Origin of the sequence: Micromonospora sp. II, from assembly GCF_001709195.1 — a bacterium.
GTDB lineage: Bacteria > Actinomycetota > Actinomycetes > Mycobacteriales > Micromonosporaceae > Micromonospora > Micromonospora chalcea.
Window position 1 is genome coordinate 36,074 of record NZ_LYXF01000007.1, and the last position, 21,134, is coordinate 57,207.

A 21,134-nucleotide genomic window follows, 5' to 3' on the forward strand; every position below is an offset into this window, starting at 1 on the left:
GTCAGCGGCTGCCGGTGGACGGGGTCGCTGCGTCGTCCGCCGGGTCGGCGCTCGCGGTGGTCGGGGCGGGCGTGGCGGGCGCGGCGGGGCCGGCGGACGTGGCGGGCGTGGCGGGGCCGCGGCGGCGGGCCAGCCAGAACAGGCCGGCGCCGAACGCGAAGGTGAGCAGCACGCCGAGCACGCCGGACAGGCCGGTGGAGACGAAGTCGTTTCCGATTCCGCGTACGCCGTAGTCGGCCAGCGGGCTGTCCGCCAGCTCGTGGTCCTTCGCCTCCTGGGCCGGGCAGCTGCCGCCGGTGATCTCGTCGTCGGCGTTCACCGTGCAGCCCTTGAGCAGCGAAGAGTCGAGCCCGTCCGGGTGCGAGGAGGCGTAGTTGCTGACCACGCCCGCCAGCAGCAGCGCCACCAGCAGGCCGCCGAGAAGGAACGGCCACTGACGCTTGCTCATCGGGCACCTCCGGCGACCGGGACGGCGGGAGCCGGCGTGGCCGGCTTGAGGGCGCGCAGCGCGTACACCAGGTCGGGCCGGACCTTCGCCACGGTGACCACGGTGGTCGCGGTGATCAGGCCCTCGCCGATGCCGATCAGCAGGTGGGCGAAGGCCATGGTGCCGGCCAGGCCGGTGAGGTTGCCGCCGAGGTCGGTGGTGCCGCCCAGCCAGTACTGCAGGACGAAGCCCTGGGACGCGACCACCACGCTGACCAGCGCGGACACGAACGCGGTGACCGCCAGGCCGGCCGGGGTACGCGGCAGCACACGCAGCAGGAGCGCGATCAGCAGGTACGCGGCGGCGGTGCCGAGCAGCGCCATGTTGGTGATGTTGAGGCCGAGCATCGCCACGCCGCCGTCGCCGAAGACCAGCGCCTGCACGATGAGCACCACGGCCACGCAGAGCGCGCCGACCCAGGGGCCGACGAGCATCGCCGCGAGCGCGCCCCCGAGCAGGTGGCCGCTGACCCCGGCGGTGAAGATCGGGAAGTTGAGCATCTGCACGGCGAAGATGAACGCCGCCACCAGCCCGGCCATCGGGGCCAGCCGGTCGTCGAGGTCGGCTCGGCCCCGCATCACGCAGAACGCGAGCGCGGCGAGGGCGAGAGCCGCGAAGATCGCGGCGACCGGACCGTTGATGATCCCGTTGGAGATGTGCATCGCCAGGGTGTCCACGCGCTCAGCGTATTTCCAGGAAGGCACTGTTGCCAATATCTGGCAACAACCTCATGATGGCCGTCACCGCGTCCGCGCGTCGCCGTCCGCCGACCGCACCGGCCCGGCGGTATCGTCACCGCCATGACCGACCGCCTCAAGCCCGGCGACCCCGCCCCCGAATTCACCCTCCCCACCGACGACGGCGGGACACTCTCCCTGGCCGACCTGCGCGGCCGCAAGGTCATCCTGTACGCGTACCCGGCCGCCATGACGCCCGGCTGCACCAAGCAGGCATGTGACTTCCGGGACTCCCTCGCCTCCCTGCAGGCCGCCGGCTACGAGGTGGTGGGCATCTCGCCGGACAAGCCGGCCAAGCTGGCAAAGTTCCGCGAGCGCGACGCGATCACGTTCCCGCTGGTCTCCGACGCGGACAAGGCGGTGCTGACCGCGTACGGCGCGTTCGGCGAGAAGCAGATGTACGGCCGCACGGTCACCGGCGTGATCCGCTCGACGTTCGTCGTGGACGAGGACGGCAAGATCGAGCAGGCGTTCTACAACGTGCGGGCCACCGGCCACGTCGCCAAGCTGCGCCGGGATCTCGGGCTCGACTGAGGTCGGCGCGCGGTCCGGCTCGTGACGGCCGCGCCGCAGTGGTGACCCCGAATGTGGTCTACGATCCGGAGGCTGTGACACCGGTCCGCGGGCGGTGGTCACGATGAAGGGGCCGTAGCCCAACGGCAGAGGCATGCGGTTTAGGTCCGCACCAGTGCGGGTTCGAATCCCGCCGGCCCTACCAGTCGCCGGTGCCACGCGCACCGGCGACTGTCGGGAAGGTCACGAACGCGGGTCCGCACCGCGTCGCCACGAGCAGGATTACGGCGTGGACCTGCGTTTCTCCCTCGACCCCGACCTGACCCCCGAGCTGCGCGAACAGATCATCGCGCTCTGGGTGGACGTGACGAACGCCGGCGGCGCCGTCGGCTTCGTCGCCCCCGTGACCGCCGACGAGGTACGCCCGCTCGCCACCTCCACGCTCGACGAGGTCGCGGACGGGCCGGACCGGCTACTCGTCGGCCACGAGGGCGAAAAGCTGGTCGCGGTGCTGGTCATCGCCGACAACCGGTTCCACCTCAAGACGCACTGGCGGGTGCTCAAGCGCGTCATGGTGCACCCCGACACGCAGGGGCGCGGCCACGGCGCGGCGCTGATGCGCGAGGCCGAGCGGATCGCCCGAGGGCTGGGCCTGGCGGCGCTGCACGTGACGGTCCGCGACGGGCTGGGGCTGGACCGCTTCTACAAGCGCCTCGGCTACCGCGAGATCGGCCGCCTCCCCGCCGCGCTGCGCCTGTCCGCCACCGACGCCCGCGACGAGATCCTCATGTGGCTGGACCTCCCCACCCCAACCTGACCCCCTCCCCACCTCGCCCCGCCCCGCCTCCCCCCGCCCCCGCCTCGCTGATCTTGCACTCATGGCCCCGGCAGATCGGGCATTCACGACACGCACGGGTCCCCAAGTGCAAGATCAGCGAGGGCGGGGGCGGGGGCGAGGGCTAGGCGCAGCTTGTGGGGGTGGGTGGGGTGGCGGCTGCCTGCACGACGGGGTCGGCGAGGGCTGACGTGGGGGCCGCGGGGGTGGGGGTGGATGCGGTCGGGGTCGGGGTGGACGGGGGCGGGGAGGTGGGGCGGGGCTTCTTCGGGGTGGGCGTGGTGGCGGCGGGCTTCGCGCCGTACATCCGGACCGCGCTGCGCTGCACCTGGCCCGGGAGCATCCGGACGCCGGTGGCGGTCGCGCGGTTGCCGTACACGTCGGTGACCCGGATCGTGTACGGGCCGGGGCCGGCGCCGGAATCGATCAGCCAGTAGTTGTAGTCCTGCCGCTGGGCCGCCCGCCACGATCCGTTCTGCCGGACCTCGACCGAGCGCAGCGGGTTGCCGTGGTCACCGACCAGGACGGCGAACCACCACTGCGACGAGCCCTCCTTCATGCGGAAGGTGAGCGGCCCGGACAGCGGCGGGTTCACCACGGCCCGGTAGCTGACCTTCACCACGCCCTGCACCGGGTCGGCGATCCGGGCGAACGCTTCCGCGGACAGGTCGAGGTGGCCGGGGGCGCACTCCGGGCACTGGTCCATGACGAGCACCCGGACCGTGCCGCGCGGACCGGTGACGTCGAGGAACCCGCCGCAGGAGGCGCCGGCCGCGTACTCGCCCGGGCCGAGCGCGACGTACATCCGGTTGGCCGGGGCGGCGGGGCGGGAGCAGTTGCCGCCGGCGCCCGCGGAGTCGTAGAAGGTGGCCTTGCCGCTGCGGGTCGTCCCACCGACGGGCGGAGCGGCGCCGAGTGGACCCGCCGCCAGGACCGGGACGCCGGCGGGTGGAGGCGGGGCCGCGCAGGCGGGGGCGGCGCCGCCGCGTACCGCGAGGGCGACAGCGACCGCCGCCGCGACGGTGACCAGACCGGCGGCGGCGAGCCGGCGACGGCGCGTGGCCGCACGGCTGGCGGGCGCGCGGTCGTCGGTCGGCGGGTGGGGTACGGTGCCGTCGGTCACGCCGGTCGATGCTGCCGGACCGGCGTGCCGCCGGACAAGCGAGCTAAGCGAAAGCTAAACCGGCGCGGCGGCTAGTACGGCCGGACCGCGCGGGCGGTGGCGACGATGCCGGCCAGCTCGTCGGCGAGGTCGGGGCGTCCGCGCAGCGAGTCCTCCAGGCGGACGCGCCACACTCCGGTCTCGACCGGGATCCGTTCGTCGCCCGACCAACGGACCCGGTCGCGGGTCTCGTCGAGGGCCGCCCATGTGGCGGGGCCGAGCAGATCGCCGAGTACACGGTAGAGCCAGCGGAACAGTTCCTCGTCGTGGATCGACGCGCCGATGACGCGGGCCGCGTCCCACGCCACCCGGGGCTGGTGGATAACCTGCATCTCGACTCCTCGGTCGACCTGGCTGCCCCACCATCATCGAYCCGTGACGCTCCTCACGGCAAGGCCCGGCACGCCGGTCGTGCGGCTCGCCGACCGGTGCCGAGGCCCACCGCCTGCCGTCCGAGGGTCCCCCCGCGGCGCAGCGCGAATCAGTAGCATCGCAGCATGTCAGATCGCCATCAGCTCGCCGATTCCGACGCCCGCTCCGGGGTCTCCGATGTGGAGGCGGGCGAGCCGGTGCGGGAGAAGGCGCCGCGCCGTCGCCGGGGCCGCCGGATCGCCCTGATCGTGCTGCTCGTGATGGTGCTGCTCGCCGGCGGGGGCGCGCTGGCCGGCGGCCTGTACTACCGCTCCGTCGACAAGTCGATCGAACGGGTCGACGCCTTCGAGGGCGTACCGGAGGAGTCGCGCCCGCAGGTCGAGGTCAAGGGCGCCATGAACATCATGATCCTGGGCAGCGACTCCCGCGACCCGGAGAGCACCGGCGGTTCGCGCAGCGACACGATCATCCTGGCCCACCTGCCGAAGGACCGGTCGAGCGSCCAGCTCATCTCGATCCCGCGGGACACCTGGACGGYCGTCCCGAAGTCGAAGGAGGGTCGCGGCGGTCGCGACGCGAAGATCAATGCCGCGTACGCCTGGGGCGGTGTGCCGCTGATGGTGCAGACGGTGGAGAAGTTCAGCGGCGTACGGGTGGACAACGTGGCGATGGTGGACTTCGCCGGCTTCAAGGAGATCATCGACGCGCTGGGCGGTGTCGAGATCGACGTGGAGAAGGGGTTCACCACGAACTACTCGCTGATCGGCACGCGGACGTTCAAGAAGGGCCGCCAGACCATGGACGGCGCCGCCGCGCTCGACTACGCGCGGGAACGGCACGCCTTCCCCGACGGCGACTTCGCCCGCATCCGGCACCAGCAGCAGGTCATCAAGGCCATTCTGGACAAGGCCGCCTCGGGCGGGGTGATGACCAACCCGGCGAAGCTCAACTCGTTCGTCCGCGCCACGTCGAACTCGGTGGCCGTCGACAAATCACTGTCTCTGGTGGACCTCGCGATGGAGATGCGTGGCCTGCGCAGCGGCAATCTGACGTTCTTCACCTGCCCGGTGAAGGGGACCGGCCGGGTCGGCAGCGAGAGCGTCGTGTTCCCGGATCCGGCGCGCGCGAAGACGCTGTTCGACGCGGTCCGCCGCGACTCGGTCCCGGAGATTCTCGCCGTCAGCGGAAAGTAGGACGTCGATCTGCCATGCCGGTGGTGGCGGCGCGGCGGGGCCGCTCGTATCCTGCGATCGTCGTCGGTCTCCGCATCCGGGCCGGCGGCGTCACGGGGGAGGATCGACAATGCCACGCCTTCCGGCGTTCGAGCATCCGGCCGCGCCGTCGAGCGATCCGCCGATGAACAGCGGCCTGGACACGACAACGGTCCTGCCCTACGCCGGGTCGCGGGCGTCGACGCGTACCCGATGGGTGCGCGCGTGGATGGTGACCGCGCCCATCGACGTGGCGGCGCTGCTCGCGCCGCTGCTGCTGACCCAGAACTACTGGCGCGGCACGCTGGCCAACGCGGCCCTGACGGTGGGCTTCTTCGCGGCGGGCGGACTGTACCGGCCGCGCCGGCACATCAGCATTCTGGACGAGCTGCCGAGCCTCGGCGGGCGGCTGCTGGCCTCCGGCGCGGTGGTGGCGATCATCGCGGCGCTGCGGCACGACTCGGTGCCGCACGTGAGCGGCTTCGTCCAGGGCGTCGCGTTCTCCGCCGGCCTGGTGATCGTCGGGCGTGCGCTGAACAGCCGGCTCGTCCTGCTGGCCCGTAAGCGCCGGTGGGTGGAGCGCAACACCATCGTCATCGGCGGCGGTCCGATCGGCGGGGAGCTGGCCCGGCTGCTGCGCCGCCACCCGCAGTACGGGCTGCGGTTCGTCGGCGCGGTGGACGCCCCGTCGAGGCCCCGCATGGGGGCGTTGCCGCTGATCGGCACGATCGACGACCTGGAGAAGCTCACCGACATGCTGGAGTGCGAGGTCCTGGTCATCGCCGACCCGGACTGCTCCGAGTCGGAGCTGATGGAGTCGCTGCTGCGTCCGGCCAGCTCGCGGTGTGACCTGTGGGCGGTGCCCCGGCTGTGGGGCTCGCGGTCGCAGGGCGGCTACCCCGACCACATCGGCGCCATTCCGATCGTCAAGATCGGCGACACCACGCTCACCGGCCCCCGGTGGCGGCTCAAGCGGGCCTCGGACGTGGTCTTCGCGGTGACCGCGCTGGTGGTGCTGAGCCCGCTGCTGCTGCTCTGCGCCCTCGCCACGTTCCTCGACGGCGGCCGGGGCGTGTTCTTCCGGCAGGAGCGCATCGGCCGGTTCGGCAAGCCGTTCCACGTCATCAAGTTCCGGTCGATGCGCCCGGAGGACGAACACGAGTCGCAGACGACCTGGTCCATCGCCCACGATCAGCGGGTCGGACCGATCGGGCGGTTCATGCGGCGCACCTCGCTGGACGAGCTGCCGCAACTGTGGAACATCCTGCGCGGTGAGATGAGCGTGGTGGGGCCCCGCCCGGAGCGGCCGTACTTCGTGGAGAAGTTCTCGGTGGAGTACCCGACCTACGCGATGCGGCACCGCGTACCGGTCGGGCTCACCGGGCTGGCGCAGGTCAGCGGCCTGCGCGGGGACACGCCGATCTCGGACCGGGCGCGGTTCGACAACTACTACGTCGAGAACTGGTCGCTCTGGCTCGACATCAAGATCGTGCTGCGTACCGTCAGCGAGGTGTTCCGGGGCGGTGGAGGCTGAGCGCCTCGGCCAGGTCGGCGTACCAGTCCCCCGGCGGCGGCAGCTTCGCCGCGGCCCACCGGCCGTGCGCGAGCACGCTGTAGCGGGGACGCCGCGCCGGGCGCGGGAAACTGTCGCTCGTGGTGGGCCGGATCCGGTCCGGGTCCAGGCCGCGCAGGGCGAACACGGCGCGGGCCAGGCCGTACCAGGTGGTCTCGCCGGCGGCGGTGCCGTGGTACGTCCCGGGCGCCGCGTCGCCGGCCAGCGCCGCGTCGGCGAGCGCCACGAGCCGCTCCGCGAGACGGTACGACCAGCTGGGCTGCCCGCGTTGGTCGTCCACCACGTCGAGCCGGTCGCGTTCGGCGGCCAGCCGCAGCATCGTGGTGACGAAGTTGCGGCCGTGGGTGGCGTAGAGCCAGGCGGTACGCACCACGTACCCGGTCTCGGGCAGCAGCCGGGCCACCGCAAGCTCCCCGGCGAGCTTGCCGCGCCCGTACGCGTTGACCGGGCCGGTCGGGGCGTCCTCCGGGTACGGCTCGACCGCGTCCCCGGCGAACACGTAGTCGGTGGAGACGTGCACCAGGCGCGCGCCGGACCCGGCGCAGGCGTGGGCCAGGTGGGCGACCGCGTCGCCGTTGACAGCCGTGGCGTCCGCCTCGCGGGTCTCCGCGCCGTCCACGTCGGTCCACGCTGCGGCGTTGAGCACCACGTCGTGCCCGCTCACCGCGTCCCGGACGGCGTGGGCGTCGGTGACGTCGAGGCCGGCGCGGGTGGCGGCGGTGACCGACAGGTCCGGCCGGGTCCGCAGCACGGCGAGCAGGTCCCGCCCCAGCATGCCGCCCGCGCCGGTGACGAGCACCCGGGTCACCGGTGGCCGGCCGTCTTCAGCGGTTCCCACCAGGCCCGGTTGTCCCGGTACCAGCGCACGGTCTCGGCCAGCCCCCGGTCGAGGTCGATGGTCGGGGCGTACCCCAGCTCGTCGCTGATCTTGCTGATGTCCAGCGAGTAGCGGCGGTCGTGGCCCTTGCGGTCGGTGACCGGGACGACCCGGTCCCAGCCGGCGTCGCAGGCGGCCAGGAGCCGCTCGGTGAGCTGCCGGTTGGTCAGCTCGGTGCCGCCGCCGATGTGGTAGACCTCGCCGGCCCGCCCCTTCTCCTGGACCATCGCCACGCCCCGGCAGTGGTCGTGCACGTGCAGCCAGTCCCGCACGTTGCCGCCGTCGCCGTAGAGCGGCACGGTGCCGCCGTCGAGCAGGTTCGTCACGAACAGCGGGACGACCTTCTCCGGGTACTGGTACGGCCCGTAGTTGTTGGAGCAGCGCGTCACCACCACGTCCAGGCCGTGGGTGCGGTGGTAGGCCAGCGCCAGCAGGTCGGACCCGGCCTTCGAGGCGGAGTACGGCGAGTTCGGTGACAGCGGCCAGTCCTCCGTCCAGGAGCCGGAGTCGATCGAGCCGTACACCTCGTCGGTGGAGACGTGCACGAACCGGCCGGCGCCGTGGCGCAGCGCGGCGTCCAGCAGCGTCTGGGTGCCGAGCACGTTCGTGGTGACGAACGGCGCCGCGCCGGTGATCGAGCGGTCCACGTGCGACTCGGCGGCGAAGTGGACGATCACGTCGTGGCGGGGCACCACCTCGTCGACGAGCGCCGCGTCGCAGATGTCGCCGTGCACGAAGCGCAGGCGCGGGTCGTCGCGTACCGGGGCCAGGTTCGCCAGGTTGCCGGAGTAGGTGAGTTTGTCCAGCACGGTGAGCGCCGTGGGCGCCGTCGCGGGCACCCCGGCCGCGTCGCCGCCGGGCACGCCCAGCAGCATCCGCACGTACTCCGACCCGATGAAGCCGGCGCCGCCGGTGACGAGGATCCTCACGGGTGGAGGAGTCTACGCCGTACCCGCAGCGCAGGCGGGACGTCGACGGGCCACGGTGGTGACGGCGTCACGGGTAGTCTCCGCGAGTGCGTGGAATCCTTCTCGCCGGCGGCACCGGGTCCCGGTTGTGGCCGATCACCCGGGCCGTCTCCAAGCAGCTGATGCCGGTGTTCGACAAGCCGATGGTCTACTACCCGCTCTCCACTCTGGTGATGGCCGGCGTGCGGGAGATCCTGGTGGTGACCACTCCGGAGGACCGCGCCCAGTTCGAGCGGCTGCTCGGCGACGGCAGCCAGTGGGGGCTGCGGCTGGCGTACGCCGAACAGCCTCGTCCGGAGGGCATCGCGCAGGCGCTGGTGCTCGGCGCGGACTTCATCGGCGACGAGTCGGTGGCGCTGATCCTCGGCGACAACATCTTCCACGGCGTCGGGCTCGGCCGGCAGCTCGCCCAGCACGGCGAACCGGCGGGCGGCCGGGTCTTCGCGTACCCGGTGGCGAACCCGCAGGCGTACGGCGTGGTCGAGTTCGACGCCGACGGCCGGGTGCTCTCGATCGAGGAGAAGCCGGCCCGTCCCCGGTCCCGGTACGCGGTGCCCGGCCTCTACTTCTACGACAACCGGGCGGTCGACATCGCCCGCAAGCTGACGCCGAGCGCGCGCGGCGAGCTGGAGATCACGGCGGTCAACGAGACGTACCGGGCGTGGGGCGAGCTGACCGTGACGGTCCTCGACCGGGGCACGGCATGGCTGGACACCGGCACGTTCACCTCGATGATGCAGGCCGCGGAGTTCGTCCGGGTGATCGAGGAGCGCCAGGGCATGAAGATCGGCTGCGTCGAGGAGGTGGTCTGGCGGTCCGGGCTGATCGACGACGAGCGGCTGCGCGTGCTCGCCCATCCGCTGACCCGCAGCGGCTACGGCGAATACCTGCTGGGCCTGCTGGCCGAGCGGAGCGGGACCGAAGGATGAAGATCCGGCCGCTGAGCATCGAGGGGGCGTGGGAGATCACGCCCCGGCAGCACGGCGACTCCCGCGGGTTGTTCATGGAGTGGTACCGGTTCGACCGGCTCGCCGAGGTGGTCGGGCGTCCGCTGCGGCTGGCCCAGGGCAACCTGTCCGTCTCCGCGCGGGGCGTGGTCCGCGGCATCCACTTCGCCGACGTCCCGCCCGGCCAGGCCAAGTACGTGACCTGCGTACGCGGGGCCGTGGTCGACCTGGTGGTGGACATCCGGGTGGGCTCGCCGACGTTCGGCCGGTGGGAGGCGGTGCGGCTGGACGACGTCGACCGGCGAGCCGTCTATCTCAGCGAGGGTCTGGGGCACGGTTTCTGCGCGCTGACCGACGACGCCACGCTGAGCTATCTCTGCTCCACCACCTACAACCCGGGCGCCGAGCACACGGTGCACCCTCTCGACCCGGACCTGGCGATCGACTGGCCGGCCGAGGCGCCGGTGCTGTCGGCCCGGGACGCCGCCGCGCCGAGCCTGGCCCACGCGCGTACGGCCGGGCTCCTGCCCGACTACCGCAGTACCCGCACCTGTGCCGCACCGTTCGGGGGCGACGAGTGACAGGCGGTTCGCTGGTCGACGCCGCGCAGTCCTCGTCGGACCCCGGCACGACGCCTCCGTCCGGGCGCCGGGCGGCCGGTCTGCTGCGGCGGCTCGTCGCGCCCGAGCGCCTCTATCTCGGCGCGCTGGGACTGACCGGCCTGGCGGCGGTCATGTCGGTGGCGCTGCCCGCGGCGGAGCGCGGCGAACTGTCGGCAAACATGGTGAGCGCGACGCTCGGCGCGGCCGTCGGCGGGCTGTCGCTCGACACCTTCCTCATCTCGCGTCCGGCCGGCTGGGTGCAGTCCCGGGGACGGGCGTACGTGATCGCGATCCTCGGCGTCGCCGTACTCCTCTCCGGTGTCGCCGCCGCGCTGCTCACCGCGGCGGCGGGCGTCGGCGCCTATCTGGTCGGCGTCGGGTCCGCGGTGGGTCTGACCGTGTTCAACACGGTCTCGTCGCTCGCCCTGCGGCAGCGCAGCTTCCGGCTGGTCTACGCGATGCGCGCGGCGAGCGGCGCGGTCCTGGTCGCCGGGTACGCCGCCCTCTACGCCGCCGGCCGGCTCGACGGCGGCGTGTGGAGCATGGTGTGGCTCGCGGTGCAGTGGCTCAGCGCCTTCGCCGTGTGCGGCCTGGTCCTGGTCCGGCTGCGGCGGGCCGGCGCGGCCCCGGCGCCCACCTCGACCGGCGCGGACCTCCGGGCCGACCTGCTCGCGGCCGGGAGCCTGCACCTGGGCATCTTCGCGCAGATGATGACGTTGCGGTTCAACCAGGTCCTGGTGGCCCGGTTCGCCGGGGCCGGTCCGCTCGGCGTCTACGCGCTGGCGGTCGCCGCCCTGGAGTTCGCGCAGGCCGGAGCCGTGGTGCGGGCACAGCGCATCCTCGCCGACCGGGACGGTGGGAACGGCCCGGACCCGACGCGGGCGGTGGTGACGGCGGCCCTGCCGATCGCCCTGGCCGCGATCGTCGGGCTCGGCGTGCTGGGCTTCCTGGCGCCGGAGTACCGGCACGCCTGGCTCCTCGGGCTGCTGCTCCTGCCGGGCTCGCTGGCCACGGCGGCCGGAAAGAGCTGGAGCGCCCTGCTGCTGAAGCGGCGGGGTGAGAGGGCGACCACTGTGGTCGCCGTGGTCACGTCGGCGGTCGCGGTTCCGGCATACCTCGGCGTCATCCCGTGGGCCGGTGTGGTCGGGGCGGCGGTCGCCTCCTCGCTCGCCTACGCCGTACACGCGTTCGCGTCGAGAGCGAGCCTGCGCCGGGCGCAGCCGCCGAATCCTGGGATGGTGTGAGTTGGACGTCTCGATCGTGGTTCTCGCCTGGGAGGACTTCCACCGCACCCGCGACTGCGTGCTGTCCCTGCCCGCCGAGGCCGAGATCGTCGTGGTGGACAACGGCAGCTCGGCGGAGATCCGCGAGGCGCTGAGCGGGTTCTGCGCCCAGCAGGGCGTCACCTACGTCCAGTCCGGCTCGAACCTGGGGTACGCCCGCGGCATGAACCTCGGCGTACGGCACACCAGCAGGGCGAACGTCATCCTCTCCAACAACGACATCGTCGTGCACGGTGACGCCGTGGCCCGGCTGCTGACAGCTCTGGAGGACCCGGAGGTGGGCRCCGCCTTCCCCGCTGTGGTGACGCCGGAGGGCGTGCCGCAGACCGAGGGCGGCCGGTTCCTGACCATGGGGGTCGGGCTGGGCCACGCCACCGGGCTGAGCCTCGTGGTGCCGCGCCTGCGGATCGTCGCGCCCCCGGAGCAGGCGGACTGGCTGACCGGGCCGTTCGTCGCGCTGCGGCGCAGCACCTTCGACGCCATCGGCGGAGTCGACGAGACGTCGTTCTTCTACTCCGAGGACATGCGGCTGTGCTGGGCGGTACGCCGGCAGGGCAAACGGCTGGCGTACGTGGCCGACGCCGTGATCATGCACGAGGACGACGCGACCGCCAAGCGGCGCTGGTCGGCGGAGGAGATCTCCGAGCGGCGTACCCGGGAGTTCATCCGGGCCAGCCGGGACCTGGGCGGCCGCCGTGGTCGCGTGGCGGCCACCGCGTACGTCTGCGGCATCCTGCTGCGGGCGGCGGTGGGCCGCGACTCCGTGCGCCGCGCGATCGCGCGCGGGGCCGTCGCGGGGCTGCGTGCGTCGTGAAGGTGCTCTTCGTCTGCACGACGGGTGGCTCCGGGCGGCGGCAGCTGGGCGGCGCGGAACGGATGCTCGCCGAGCTGGTGCCGGCGCACGCCCGTACCGGTGTCGACGTGGTGGCCGCCACCTCGGACGACGAGGTGGGCCGGTCGCTGCGCGAGGCCGGGGTGCCGTGGGTCGGGCTCGGCGCGACCAGCCGGATCGACCTCGGCTACGCGCGTCAGATCCGCCGTCTCGTCCGCGAGGTGAAGCCGGACGTGGTCTGCGCCCACCTGCTGTCCGCCGCGATGCACGCGCGGGCCGCGCTCAGCCTGGACCGCACCCCGCTCGTGGTCACCCTGCACAACAGCCTCTGGCAGTACCGGGACACCGCCGGGTCGTGGCAGCAGAAGGCCGCCACCCAGTCCAACATCGCGCTGGACCTGGCGATGCGCCGCCTCCGGCCGCACGCGACGGTGGCGGTGTCCGAGTTCGAGGCCACCGAGCTGCGTGAGCGGGGCCGCGTCCGCAACGTCCACCTGATCCCCAACCCGCTGCCGGCCGACTGGCCCGCCCCGAAACCCGCCGACGCGCCGGCGTCCGACCGGCGTCCAGTGGTCGGCTACCTGGGCCGGCTGGAACGGGAGAAGGGCGCGGACCTGCTGGCCGAGACCGCCGCGCACCTGCCGGAGATGGACGTCCGGGTCGCCGGGGCCGGCTCGCTGCCGATCGCGGCCCGGCCGAACCTGGAACTCGTCGGCCGGGTCGTCGCGGCGGACTTCCTCCGCGGGATCGACTGCCTCCTGGTGCCGTCCCGGGTCGAGTCGTTCGGGCTCAGCGCGCTGGAGGCGCTGTCCCTGGGCGTACCGGTGGTGCACACCGGGGCCGGCGGGCTGGCCGAGGTCACCCGGCACGCCACCGGCACGCTCGCCGTCCGGGCCGACCCCAGCCCCGCCGCGCTGGCCGGCGCCGTCCGCCGGGCGCTGGCCCAGGCCGGGCCCGCCGAGGAGCGGCGGGGTATGGCCGAGTGGTACGCCCAGGAGTACGCCTTCGACCGGTGCGTGACGCGCTGGCAGAGTCTGTACCGGTCGCTGCGGTGACCGCCGTGGAACTGACTGTCGTCACGGTGCTCTACCGGTCCGCCGGCATGCTCGCCGAGACGCTGCCCACCTGGGTACGCAGCGCCGAAGGGCTGCCGGTGCGGTTCGTCTTCGCCGACAACTGGCCCGAGGACGGCTGCGCGGAGATCATCGCCGGTTGCCTCGACCAGGACCGGTACCGGTACCTTCCCGACTCGTCCAACCCGGGCTTCGCGGCCGGCTGCAACCGGGCCGTCGCGGCCACCACCACCGGCCACGTGCTGCTGCTGAATCCGGACGTCTGGCTGCCCGATGGCGCGCTGGCCTGCATCTGCGCCGCCGTCGCGGAGGACCCCGGCACCCCGGTCGCGGTCGGCCTGGCCATGCACGGCGGCGAGTACGTGGGCATCGACCTGAATCCGGTCTCGCTGTTCATCGACCGGTCCGCCACGACGGCACGGGCGCCACTGGGCCCGTCCGGCGGCGCGGCGGTCTTCCCCACCGAGCTGTACCGCAGGTTCGGCGGGTTCTACGAGCACCTGTTCGCCTGGGGTGAGGACGCCGACCTCGCCCTGCGGCTCCACGCCTCGGGGGTTCGTACCCGGGCGCTGGATCTGATGCTGCCGCACGCCGGTGGGCACAGCGTCGACGGCGACGACCGGCTGCAGGGATTCCGGGCGTTCCTCCTGGCCCGCAACCGGCTCCTGGTCGCGGCGCGCACCCTCACCTGGCCGCTGCTGCTCGTCGCGCTGCCGGTCCTCGCGCTGGCGCACGTCGCGCTCGCCGCCCGGCGGGCCCGCCAGGGCCTGCTGCGGCCGTTCCTGCGCGGCGTGGGACACGGCCTGCGGCAGGGGCCGGCCGCCCGCCGGCAGTGGACCGGCAAGCGGTTCGGCTTCGCGACCCTGCTCAGCTATCTGACAGTTCGGAGAGCGTGATGACGGGACACCCGTGGAGTGTCGTGACTGTCACCTACAACTCGGCCGACACGCTGCGCCGCTGCTGGCGCGGCGAGAAGCCGTACGAGTGGATCGTGGTGGACAACGCGTCGTCCGACGACTCGGCGGCGGTGGCCCGGGAGCTGGGCGCGCGGGTCGTCCGGCTGCCGGAGAACGTGGGCTTCTCCCGGGCCAACAACGTCGCGCTGCACGAGGCCGCCGGCAGGTACGTCCTCTTCGCGAACCCGGACCTGGAGGTCCGCCCGGACGGGCTGGAGGCGCTCGCGCGGCACCTGGACGCGCACGGCGGACTGGTGGCGCCCCAACTGCTCTCCACCGACGGGACCCCGCAACCAAACGGGCGTGGCTTCCCGTACGCCACCGCGAAGCTCGGCAACCGGAAGCTGTGGCCGCTGTCCCGCCTGCACGAGTCGTACCGGATGGTGGCCGAGCCGGGCGAGGTCCGCTACGTCGCCTGGCTGATGGGGGCGGCGGTCGCCGGACGCACCGGTGACCTCGTCGAGCTGGGCGGATGGAACGAGCGTTTCTTCCTCTACTACGAGGACCACGAGCTGGGCCTGCGGGCGTGGCAGCGCGGTTTCCCGGTCGCCCTGCTCGGTGACGTGCGGTGGACCCACCACTGGGCGCGGGCGACGAACTCGGTGCGGTGGTCACCGGCGCACACGCTGGAGTTGCGCAGCGCCCGGATCTTCTTCGGCATGTTCCCCGAGTTCCTGGTCGGCCTGCCGCCGGCTGCCCGCCGGCACCACCGGGCGGCCGGGCTGATCGGTTCACGGGTGCCCGCGCCCCGCCCGCCGGTGGCCGGCTGAGCCGGGACGGTCCGCGTGTCTCCCCTCCTGAAGGCCGCCGTCCGGCGTGCGCTCGTGTCGCAGCCGCTGGCGAGCGCGTACCACGGGCGGGCCAACGGTTTCGGCGCGCTGCGGCTCGTCTTCGCGCTGGCCGTCGTGCTGTCCCACACCGCCGCCCTCGGGTTCGGGCGTCCGCTGCTGCACCGGGTCGACCTGGGCGCCCTGGCGGTGGCGGGCTTCTTCACGATCTCCGGTTTCCTCGTCGTCGGCTCGGCGCGACGCAACTCGGTGCCCCGCTTCCTGTGGCACCGGGCGCTGCGGATCTGGCCCGGGCTGTGGGTCTGCCTGCTGTTCACCGGCCTGGTCGTGGCGCCCCTGCTGTACCTCGACCGGCACGGCACGCTCGACGGGCTGTGGCGCAGCCCGGGCGGCGTGCTCGACTACCTGCGGCTGAACTGGTGGGGCGGGCTGCGGCAGTTCGGCATCGCCGACCTGCTGCGCGGTGACACGCCGTACTGGCACTGGCAGGGCGGGAACACGATCAACGGGTCGTTGTGGACGCTCGCCTACGAGATCTACTGCTATCTGGCGGTGGCCGTCCTGGCCGCGCTGACCGTCCTGCGCCGGCAGCTCCGCTGGGTCACGCTGCTCGCCGTGGTCGCGGTGTTCGGCGTCCTCTGCTGGAACCACCTCCAGCCCGGTGCGGCACTCTGGACCAGCGGGGCGGTCGGTCCGCTGCCGATGCTCGGCGCGCTGCAGAAGACCTACCTGCTCTGGTTCGGGTTCATGTTCCTGGCCGGCGGGGCCGCCGAGCTGTACCGCGACCGGCTGCCGATGAACGACCTGCTCGGCGTGCTCGCGCTCGGCACGGTCGGCTGGCTCGCCGTGCGGGGCGACTTCGTCGGCCCGGGGGTGTACGCCGTCGACGGCTCGTTCTTCGCACCGGCGCTGCTCGCCTACGCGTACGCCGTCCTCTGGCTCGCCGTACGGCTGCCACGCGTGCTGCACCGCGTCGGCCGCGACAACGACTACTCGTACGGTGTCTACATCTACTCGTTCGTGGTGCAGCAGGTACTCGCCAAGTTCGGCCTGCCGGCTCTCGGCGTGGCCGGGTTCTTCCTGGTCAGCGCCGTGCTCAGCCTCGGGCTGGCGATGCTCTCCTGGCATCTGGTGGAGAAGCCGGCGCTGCGGGGAAAGGACTGGGCGCCGCCCGCGCTGCGCGAGCCGCCGGACGATCGGCCGGGTCAGGACGGTCCCGACGCGCCTGCGCTGCCCGGGCGCGCGGCGGGCGCCGAGCCGGATCCGGCCGCCGCGCCGGCCGCTGGCTGACGGGGGCCGGCGGCGGCTTGCGCGCCAGGTTGCCGGCGACGCGGCACCGGCAGCGCCCGCGCCGACAGGGACGGGTTGTCGGCGGCGCCCAGCGCGACCGCCAGGAGCAGCACGGCCACGGCGCCCAGCCACAGCCACACGTCGAAGAAGAAGATCTGGGCCGCGAACCCGACCAGCAGGAGGCGGGCCGGCAGCGACCGGAGGCGCCGGTAGAGCAGCACCAGGAGCGCCAGCAGGCAGGCCAGTCCGATCAGGCCGAAGTTGTACCAGAACGTCAGGTAGGTGTTGTCGAAGACCTGGGCCTGGCCGTCGCCGATGCCGACGTTCTCCAGGAACCGCACGTTGGCCTCCGGCCCGTTGCCGAAGACGACTGTGGACCAGTCGCTGGTGATGCCGTCCCAGACCACGCTCATGCGCGTGAAGCGGGCGTCGGCGCTGGCCGGGTCGGAGATCCGTGATCCCGCCACGTCGACGGAGTCCACGGCGCTCGTGGTGGGCGCCGCCGGGACCGGCGCGCCGGGCTCCGGCGGCAGGGAACTCGCCGCCGGAGGCGCCGGAGCGGCAGGGCTCGGCGTGGCTGGGCTCGGCGCGGCAGGGCTCAGCGTGGCAGCGGGCGATTCGGGGGCCGGCGCCGCCGAACTCGCTGCCGGAGCGGCCGGGCTCGGCGTGGGTGCGGCGGTGGTGGTGTCGGGCCGCAGGGCCGGCGGGTTGACCGCCACGAGCGTGAAGGTGACCGCGGCGACGGCGGCAGTGGCGCCCAGGCCGCGCCAGCTGACCTTCCGCCACTGGAGGAACAGCCAGAGCCCGAGCGCGAGAACCGTGCCCACCCAGGCGCTGCGGGTGCCGGAGAGCACCAGGCCGACGAGGTTGGCGGTGACCGGCACGTACCAGAACCGGCCCCGGAGCGTCAGCGCGACGAGCACCATGGCCATGGCGAACGTGCCGTAGATGATGGGGTGCCCGGACAGGCCCACCGCCCGGGTCGCGTCGAACGCCGAGGTGTAGGTCCAGTCGTACGCGAACTGGTCGAAGATCGGCCAGCTCCGGGAAGCGGTCTGGTACTTGGCGAACACGGCCACGGCGACGCTGAACCAGGTGAGCGCCTCCGCGATCCGCCGGACGGTCCGCCGGTCGTGCCGTGCCTCCTCGGCGAGGTGCCAGGCCAGCACGCCGAAGCACAGCAGGGGCGCGACGCCGACCGCGATCGGCTTCACCCCGTGCCAGTGGACCAGCCCCGCGAGCACCGCGCACGCCGGGAGCAGGAGCGCCGCCGCGAGCGCCTTCGGCGGCCACCCGTCGCGTTCGGCGCGCAGCACCCGCCCCCAGGCGGCGAGGAGGAACAGGACCAGCAGCAGCGTGTACGAGGGATTCGTCGGATAGCCGACGTCGATGGTCACCGGGACGGCGAACGCGATGACGAAGACCGCCCAGGTGATCCGGACCGGGTCCGTCAGCACCCAGCCGAGCAGGGCGCCGACGGCGACCCCGAGCGCGAGCTGCCACCTGCCCGTCAGCAGGAACCCGGCCGCCAGAACGACGAGGCCGAGGCCGAGGTAGCGGACCCTGCGCTCCACGCCCCTGATCCGGTCAGCCAACACGCGCACCGCACGATCGTACGGATCAGCAGTGGCCGATCGGCACCAGCCCCGGGGACGGGGACGCGGACCCGCAGTTCCGGGCCTGTCGACGCACCTGAGTGGTGGGTTAGGGTGACGGCCGGTCGGCAGGCGGGGATAGGGATCTACGTGGTGACACGGGTGGAACCAGCCGATGTGGACAGAACCGGCGCGGCGGCGGGCCGACCGCCGGGGCCCCGCCCGATCCTGTGGGACAGCACCGCCGTCCTCGCGCTGCTGTGCCTGCTGCCGATCCTGCACGACGTCAAGACCATGCTCGGCGCGCCGTACTGGCTCGACGAGGCGTGGGTCGCGCTGTCCGTCCGGTTCCCGCTGGGCGACCTGCCGGTCACCACGTCGTCCAGCCCGCTCGGCTGGAGCTTCCTGCTGCGGCTGGTGCCCGACCCGGACGACCTGCGGCTGGTCACGCTGGCGTTCCAGGGGCTCGCGGTCGTGGCGGCGTACGGGCTCGGCAGGTCGCTGCGGTGGTCGACGCCCGGCCGGGGCGTGGTGGCCGGCGCGGCCTGCGCGGCGGCGGTCCTGCTGCTCCCCGCCCAGCAGGTGCGCCACGACCTCAAGCAGTACACCGCCGACGCCGCCGTGGCCGTGGGCGTGCTCGCCCTGGTCGCCTGGGTCGAGCAACGGTGGTCGCGGCGGCGGCTCAACGTGCTGACCGCCGCCGTCGCCGCGGGCATGCTGTTCAGCCACGTCACCGCGATCGTGGCGCCGTGCGCGTTCGGCGGGCTGCTGCTGGTCACCACGGTGCGGCGGCAGTGGCTACGCCTGGTCGAGGTGGCGGTGGCCGGGCTCAACGCCGGGCTGGTCCTCACCGGCGTCTACTTCGGCATCTCGATGCAGGGCCGCAACGTACCCATGCAGCAGTTCTGGGCCGGCAACTTCCCCGGCGTCACCGAGCTGCCCGGCTACCTGGCGCGGCAGGTCGACACGCTGATGCCGGTGGTCGGCGCGCCCGGGCTGGTGGTGGTCGCCCTGCTCGTGGCCGGCACGCTGACGCTCCGCCGGCACGGCCGGCCCGCCGCCGCGGTCGCCGTGATGCTCCTGCCCGTGGTGGCGACGATCGTCGGCGTCGCGAAGGTCTATCCGCTGCTGGAACTGCGTACCTCGCACTTCCTGCTCGTCACCGCCGCCGCGGTGGCCGGGCTCGGGGTCGCCGGGTCGGCGAGCCGCGCGGCCGGCCTGGCCTGCCGCCGGCTCCCCCGGGTGCGGCCCGCCGTCCTGGCCGCGGCCGCCTGCGCGGTAGTGCTCGGGGGGTACGCGGCCGGCAACAGCCACTGGTACCGGTTCGACGGGAACGAGCCGGGGCTCTACTACACGGCGATCGCCGTCACCGACGTGCGTTCGGCGACCGAGTACGTGGCCCGGCACCGGCTCCCGAACGACGTCGTGGTCATGAACAACGCGGCCTGGTACGGGTTCGCGTTCTACTCCCGGCACGAGCGGCTGAGACTGGTGGTGCCGCACGGCAACACGGTGGGCTGGTGGGTCGACATGCCCGACCGGCCCGACGTCGTGGTGGTGCCCGGCCACGACACCACTGCGGTGCAGGCCGGTCTCCGGCACGCGGTCGAGCTGGCGGCCGAACGCGGCGACGGGGCGCGCGTCTGGCTGATCCGCTCGCACGTCGTCGGCGACGAGGTGGACGTCTGGCGGCAGGCGCTCGCCGCCTACCGCGTCGAGCAGGTCACCGGCGGGGTCGAGCCGGTCGCGCGGATCAGCGCCGCATGACGCGGCGCGGCGGTCAGCTGCCGCGCTGCCACAGGTCGCGCAGGGCGTCCCAGTCGCCGTCCACACCGTCCTTGCAGAGCGTCTCGATGTAGAAGGCCCCCTGCATGTCGTCGGGGTCCCACCAGACGCCGCAGATCGCCCGGCCGTCCTCGCCCTCGAAGGCGTACTCGACGTAGCTGCCGGGCTTGCCGGTCACCCCGCCCTTCGTGGTGCTCGCCTCGCGCAGCCCCGGCGCCAGCGAGCCGCCGGCCAGGTTGAGCTGCTGGCGGTACGCCCGCGCGGTGTCCTTCTGCTTCTGTCCCGGGTAGAGCGTGAAGTGCAGCCACGCGCCGCCGTAGTGGCAGAACACGTGCCCCTTCTCGTCCGCCGGCAGCTTCGGTGCGCCGGGCTGGTCGTAGACGGTGCAGCCGCCGATCCGGGTCAGCCAGGGCTCGACCAGCGGGGCCAGCTCACCCTCGAACTTGGCCTTGTTGATGGCGAGCTGCGTGGCCTCGTAGGGCGGCAGCGACGGGCTGGCCGACGGCGTGGGCGTCGCGGCCTCCTTCTCGCGCCCTGCGCCCAGGAAGAACCCGGCGGTGCCGGCGACCAGGGTGAGCACCAGGGCGCCGACGATCGAGATCCAGTCGCGCCGCTTCGGCGCCGGCTGCACCGGGGCGATCCGGCGTCCGCCGGACGGGTCCAGCGGGTCGGTGGCCACCGGCGCCGAGCCGACGGCGGGTGGCGCGGAGACGGCGGACTGCGCGGGGACCCCGGAGGTCGCGGAGACGGCGGCCGGGGACATCGGCGCGCCGGAGATCGGCTGAGCCGCCATCGCCCAGGGCTGCGGAACCCACGGCAACTGGGACGGCGGGGAGACCGGGGCGGCGGCCGGGGGCGGTGGGAGCATCTCGGCCGTCGGGGTGCGCTGGTAGTCCATGCCGAGGCTGCGGAACAGCCGCTCGGCCGCACCTTCCTCTTCGGACGGGTACGCGATCCAGGGCTCGGCGGCGGCGAAGTCGGCGTTGACGTACCGGTGGCCGCCGGGGGTCTGGGCCAGCACGTTCGCCGCGTTGGCGAACGCCTCCCGCCAGCGCTGGTCGGCGGCGGCGGCGCCTTCGAGGACGGCGACGGTGACCGGGCGGTCCTGCCCGTCGAGAGCCGCCCACGCCCGGCCGACCTGGCACTCGCCCAACGTCTCGGTGAACCTGTACGGCCCCTCCGGCTGCATGCCCCACTCCTCTGTTCACCCGCCGTGCGGATAGTACAGAGAGCACGCTCATCGGACCT

21 protein-coding genes and 1 tRNA gene are annotated in these 21,134 nt (G+C 73.3%); 14 read left to right on the forward strand and 8 right to left on the reverse strand.

The window, feature by feature from the left end:
• Window position 1 precedes the first annotated feature (1 nt).
• Together A8711_RS04270 and A8711_RS04275 are read right to left on the reverse strand one after the other, a co-directional pair.
• Window positions 2-448 carry a PDGLE domain-containing protein gene (locus tag A8711_RS04270; protein WP_069087508.1) on the reverse strand — a complete coding sequence of 149 codons (447 nt, stop codon included), beginning with the start codon at window positions 446-448 and terminating at the stop codon, window positions 2-4.
• A complete protein-coding gene (locus tag A8711_RS04275; RefSeq protein ID WP_069087509.1) occupies window positions 445-1,164 on the reverse strand; it encodes an energy-coupling factor ABC transporter permease in 720 nt (239 codons plus the stop codon). The genes A8711_RS04270 and A8711_RS04275 overlap by 4 nt, the downstream gene beginning before the upstream one ends.
• A gap of 123 nt (window positions 1,165-1,287) precedes the next feature.
• Here A8711_RS04275 and bcp point away from each other — a divergent pair, with 123 nt between their 5' ends.
• The 3 genes from bcp (at window position 1,288) to A8711_RS04290 (ending at window position 2,554) form a co-directional block, all read left to right on the forward strand.
• Window positions 1,288-1,758: a thioredoxin-dependent thiol peroxidase gene (gene bcp / locus A8711_RS04280; protein WP_043326156.1), complete on the forward strand. Its 471-nt coding sequence runs from the start codon at window positions 1,288-1,290 to the stop codon at window positions 1,756-1,758.
• 108 nt (window positions 1,759-1,866) lie between these two features.
• Window positions 1,867-1,942 (forward strand) — tRNA-Leu (locus A8711_RS04285).
• 84 nt (window positions 1,943-2,026) lie between these two features.
• Window positions 2,027-2,554: a GNAT family N-acetyltransferase gene (locus A8711_RS04290; RefSeq protein ID WP_064446937.1), complete on the forward strand. Its 528-nt coding sequence runs from the start codon at window positions 2,027-2,029 to the stop codon at window positions 2,552-2,554.
• Between the two features lie 142 nt (window positions 2,555-2,696).
• Here A8711_RS04290 and A8711_RS33045 read toward each other — a convergent pair whose 3' ends face one another.
• Both A8711_RS33045 and A8711_RS04300 read right to left on the reverse strand, forming a co-directional pair.
• Window positions 2,697-3,695 carry an expansin EXLX1 family cellulose-binding protein gene (locus A8711_RS33045; protein ID WP_069087510.1) on the reverse strand — a complete coding sequence of 333 codons (999 nt, stop codon included), beginning with the start codon at window positions 3,693-3,695 and terminating at the stop codon, window positions 2,697-2,699.
• Window positions 3,696-3,766: 71 nt separating this feature from the next.
• Window positions 3,767-4,066 (reverse strand): hypothetical protein, encoded by a 300-nt coding sequence (locus A8711_RS04300; RefSeq protein WP_043326160.1) that lies wholly within the window; start codon window positions 4,064-4,066, stop codon window positions 3,767-3,769.
• Between the two features lie 165 nt (window positions 4,067-4,231).
• Between A8711_RS04300 and A8711_RS04305 the strand changes: the two genes are divergently transcribed.
• Together A8711_RS04305 and A8711_RS04310 are read left to right on the forward strand one after the other, a co-directional pair.
• Entirely contained in the window at window positions 4,232-5,299 is a 1,068-nt protein-coding gene (locus tag A8711_RS04305) for an LCP family protein (protein WP_069087511.1), read from the forward strand.
• Between the two features lie 109 nt (window positions 5,300-5,408).
• Window positions 5,409-6,851: a sugar transferase gene (locus tag A8711_RS04310; protein WP_069087512.1), complete on the forward strand. Its 1,443-nt coding sequence runs from the start codon at window positions 5,409-5,411 to the stop codon at window positions 6,849-6,851.
• Here A8711_RS04310 and rfbD read toward each other — a convergent pair.
• Window positions 6,820-7,698 carry a dTDP-4-dehydrorhamnose reductase gene (gene rfbD / locus A8711_RS04315; RefSeq protein WP_069087513.1) on the reverse strand — a complete coding sequence of 293 codons (879 nt, stop codon included), beginning with the start codon at window positions 7,696-7,698 and terminating at the stop codon, window positions 6,820-6,822. The two genes, A8711_RS04310 and rfbD, sit on opposite strands and share 32 nt — an antisense overlap.
• Window positions 7,695-8,696: a dTDP-glucose 4,6-dehydratase gene (rfbB, locus tag A8711_RS04320; RefSeq protein ID WP_069087514.1), complete on the reverse strand. Its 1,002-nt coding sequence runs from the start codon at window positions 8,694-8,696 to the stop codon at window positions 7,695-7,697. The genes rfbD and rfbB overlap by 4 nt, the downstream gene beginning before the upstream one ends.
• Window positions 8,697-8,782: 86 nt before the next feature.
• On the opposite strand from rfbB, the gene rfbA reads away from it, so the two are divergent.
• From rfbA to A8711_RS04360, 8 genes are read left to right on the forward strand one after another with little or no spacing between them, the layout of a single operon-like run.
• Window positions 8,783-9,664 (forward strand): glucose-1-phosphate thymidylyltransferase RfbA, encoded by an 882-nt coding sequence (gene rfbA / locus A8711_RS04325; RefSeq protein ID WP_043326169.1) that lies wholly within the window; start codon window positions 8,783-8,785, stop codon window positions 9,662-9,664.
• Complete coding sequence (locus A8711_RS04330; protein ID WP_064446934.1) at window positions 9,661-10,263, forward strand: dTDP-4-dehydrorhamnose 3,5-epimerase family protein; 603 nt, start codon at window positions 9,661-9,663, stop codon at window positions 10,261-10,263. The genes rfbA and A8711_RS04330 overlap by 4 nt, the downstream gene beginning before the upstream one ends.
• Window positions 10,260-11,528 carry a hypothetical protein gene (locus A8711_RS04335; RefSeq protein WP_233607867.1) on the forward strand — a complete coding sequence of 423 codons (1,269 nt, stop codon included), beginning with the start codon at window positions 10,260-10,262 and terminating at the stop codon, window positions 11,526-11,528. The genes A8711_RS04330 and A8711_RS04335 overlap by 4 nt, the downstream gene beginning before the upstream one ends.
• Window position 11,529: 1 nt before the next feature.
• Window positions 11,530-12,381: a glycosyltransferase gene (locus A8711_RS04340; RefSeq protein WP_069087515.1), complete on the forward strand. Its 852-nt coding sequence runs from the start codon at window positions 11,530-11,532 to the stop codon at window positions 12,379-12,381.
• Window positions 12,378-13,454 (forward strand): glycosyltransferase family 4 protein, encoded by a 1,077-nt coding sequence (locus A8711_RS04345; RefSeq protein WP_069087516.1) that lies wholly within the window; start codon window positions 12,378-12,380, stop codon window positions 13,452-13,454. The genes A8711_RS04340 and A8711_RS04345 overlap by 4 nt, the downstream gene beginning before the upstream one ends.
• Window positions 13,451-14,368, forward strand: a complete 918-nt coding sequence (locus A8711_RS04350) for a glycosyltransferase family 2 protein (RefSeq protein WP_069087517.1) — start codon at window positions 13,451-13,453, stop codon at window positions 14,366-14,368. The genes A8711_RS04345 and A8711_RS04350 overlap by 4 nt, the downstream gene beginning before the upstream one ends.
• A gap of 23 nt (window positions 14,369-14,391) precedes the next feature.
• On the forward strand, window positions 14,392-15,198 hold the full coding sequence (locus A8711_RS04355; protein ID WP_231915517.1) for a glycosyltransferase family 2 protein: 807 nt from the start codon (window positions 14,392-14,394) through the stop codon (window positions 15,196-15,198).
• Between the two features lie 15 nt (window positions 15,199-15,213).
• Entirely contained in the window at window positions 15,214-16,506 is a 1,293-nt protein-coding gene (locus tag A8711_RS04360) for an acyltransferase (protein ID WP_083296923.1), read from the forward strand.
• On the opposite strand, the gene A8711_RS04365 is transcribed toward A8711_RS04360, so the two are convergent.
• Window positions 16,422-18,110 carry an O-antigen ligase family protein gene (locus A8711_RS04365; RefSeq protein WP_124779010.1) on the reverse strand — a complete coding sequence of 563 codons (1,689 nt, stop codon included), beginning with the start codon at window positions 18,108-18,110 and terminating at the stop codon, window positions 16,422-16,424. The genes A8711_RS04360 and A8711_RS04365 overlap by 85 nt on opposite strands.
• A 153-nt stretch (window positions 18,111-18,263) precedes the next feature.
• Here A8711_RS04365 and A8711_RS04370 point away from each other — a divergent pair, with 153 nt between their 5' ends.
• Window positions 18,264-19,868, forward strand: a complete 1,605-nt coding sequence (locus tag A8711_RS04370) for a hypothetical protein (RefSeq protein ID WP_124779009.1) — start codon at window positions 18,264-18,266, stop codon at window positions 19,866-19,868.
• Window positions 19,869-19,881: 13 nt separating this feature from the next.
• On the opposite strand, the gene A8711_RS04375 is transcribed toward A8711_RS04370, so the two are convergent.
• On the reverse strand, window positions 19,882-21,075 hold the full coding sequence (locus tag A8711_RS04375) for a hypothetical protein (RefSeq protein ID WP_069087521.1): 1,194 nt from the start codon (window positions 21,073-21,075) through the stop codon (window positions 19,882-19,884).
• Between the last annotated feature and the right edge of the window lie 59 nt (window positions 21,076-21,134).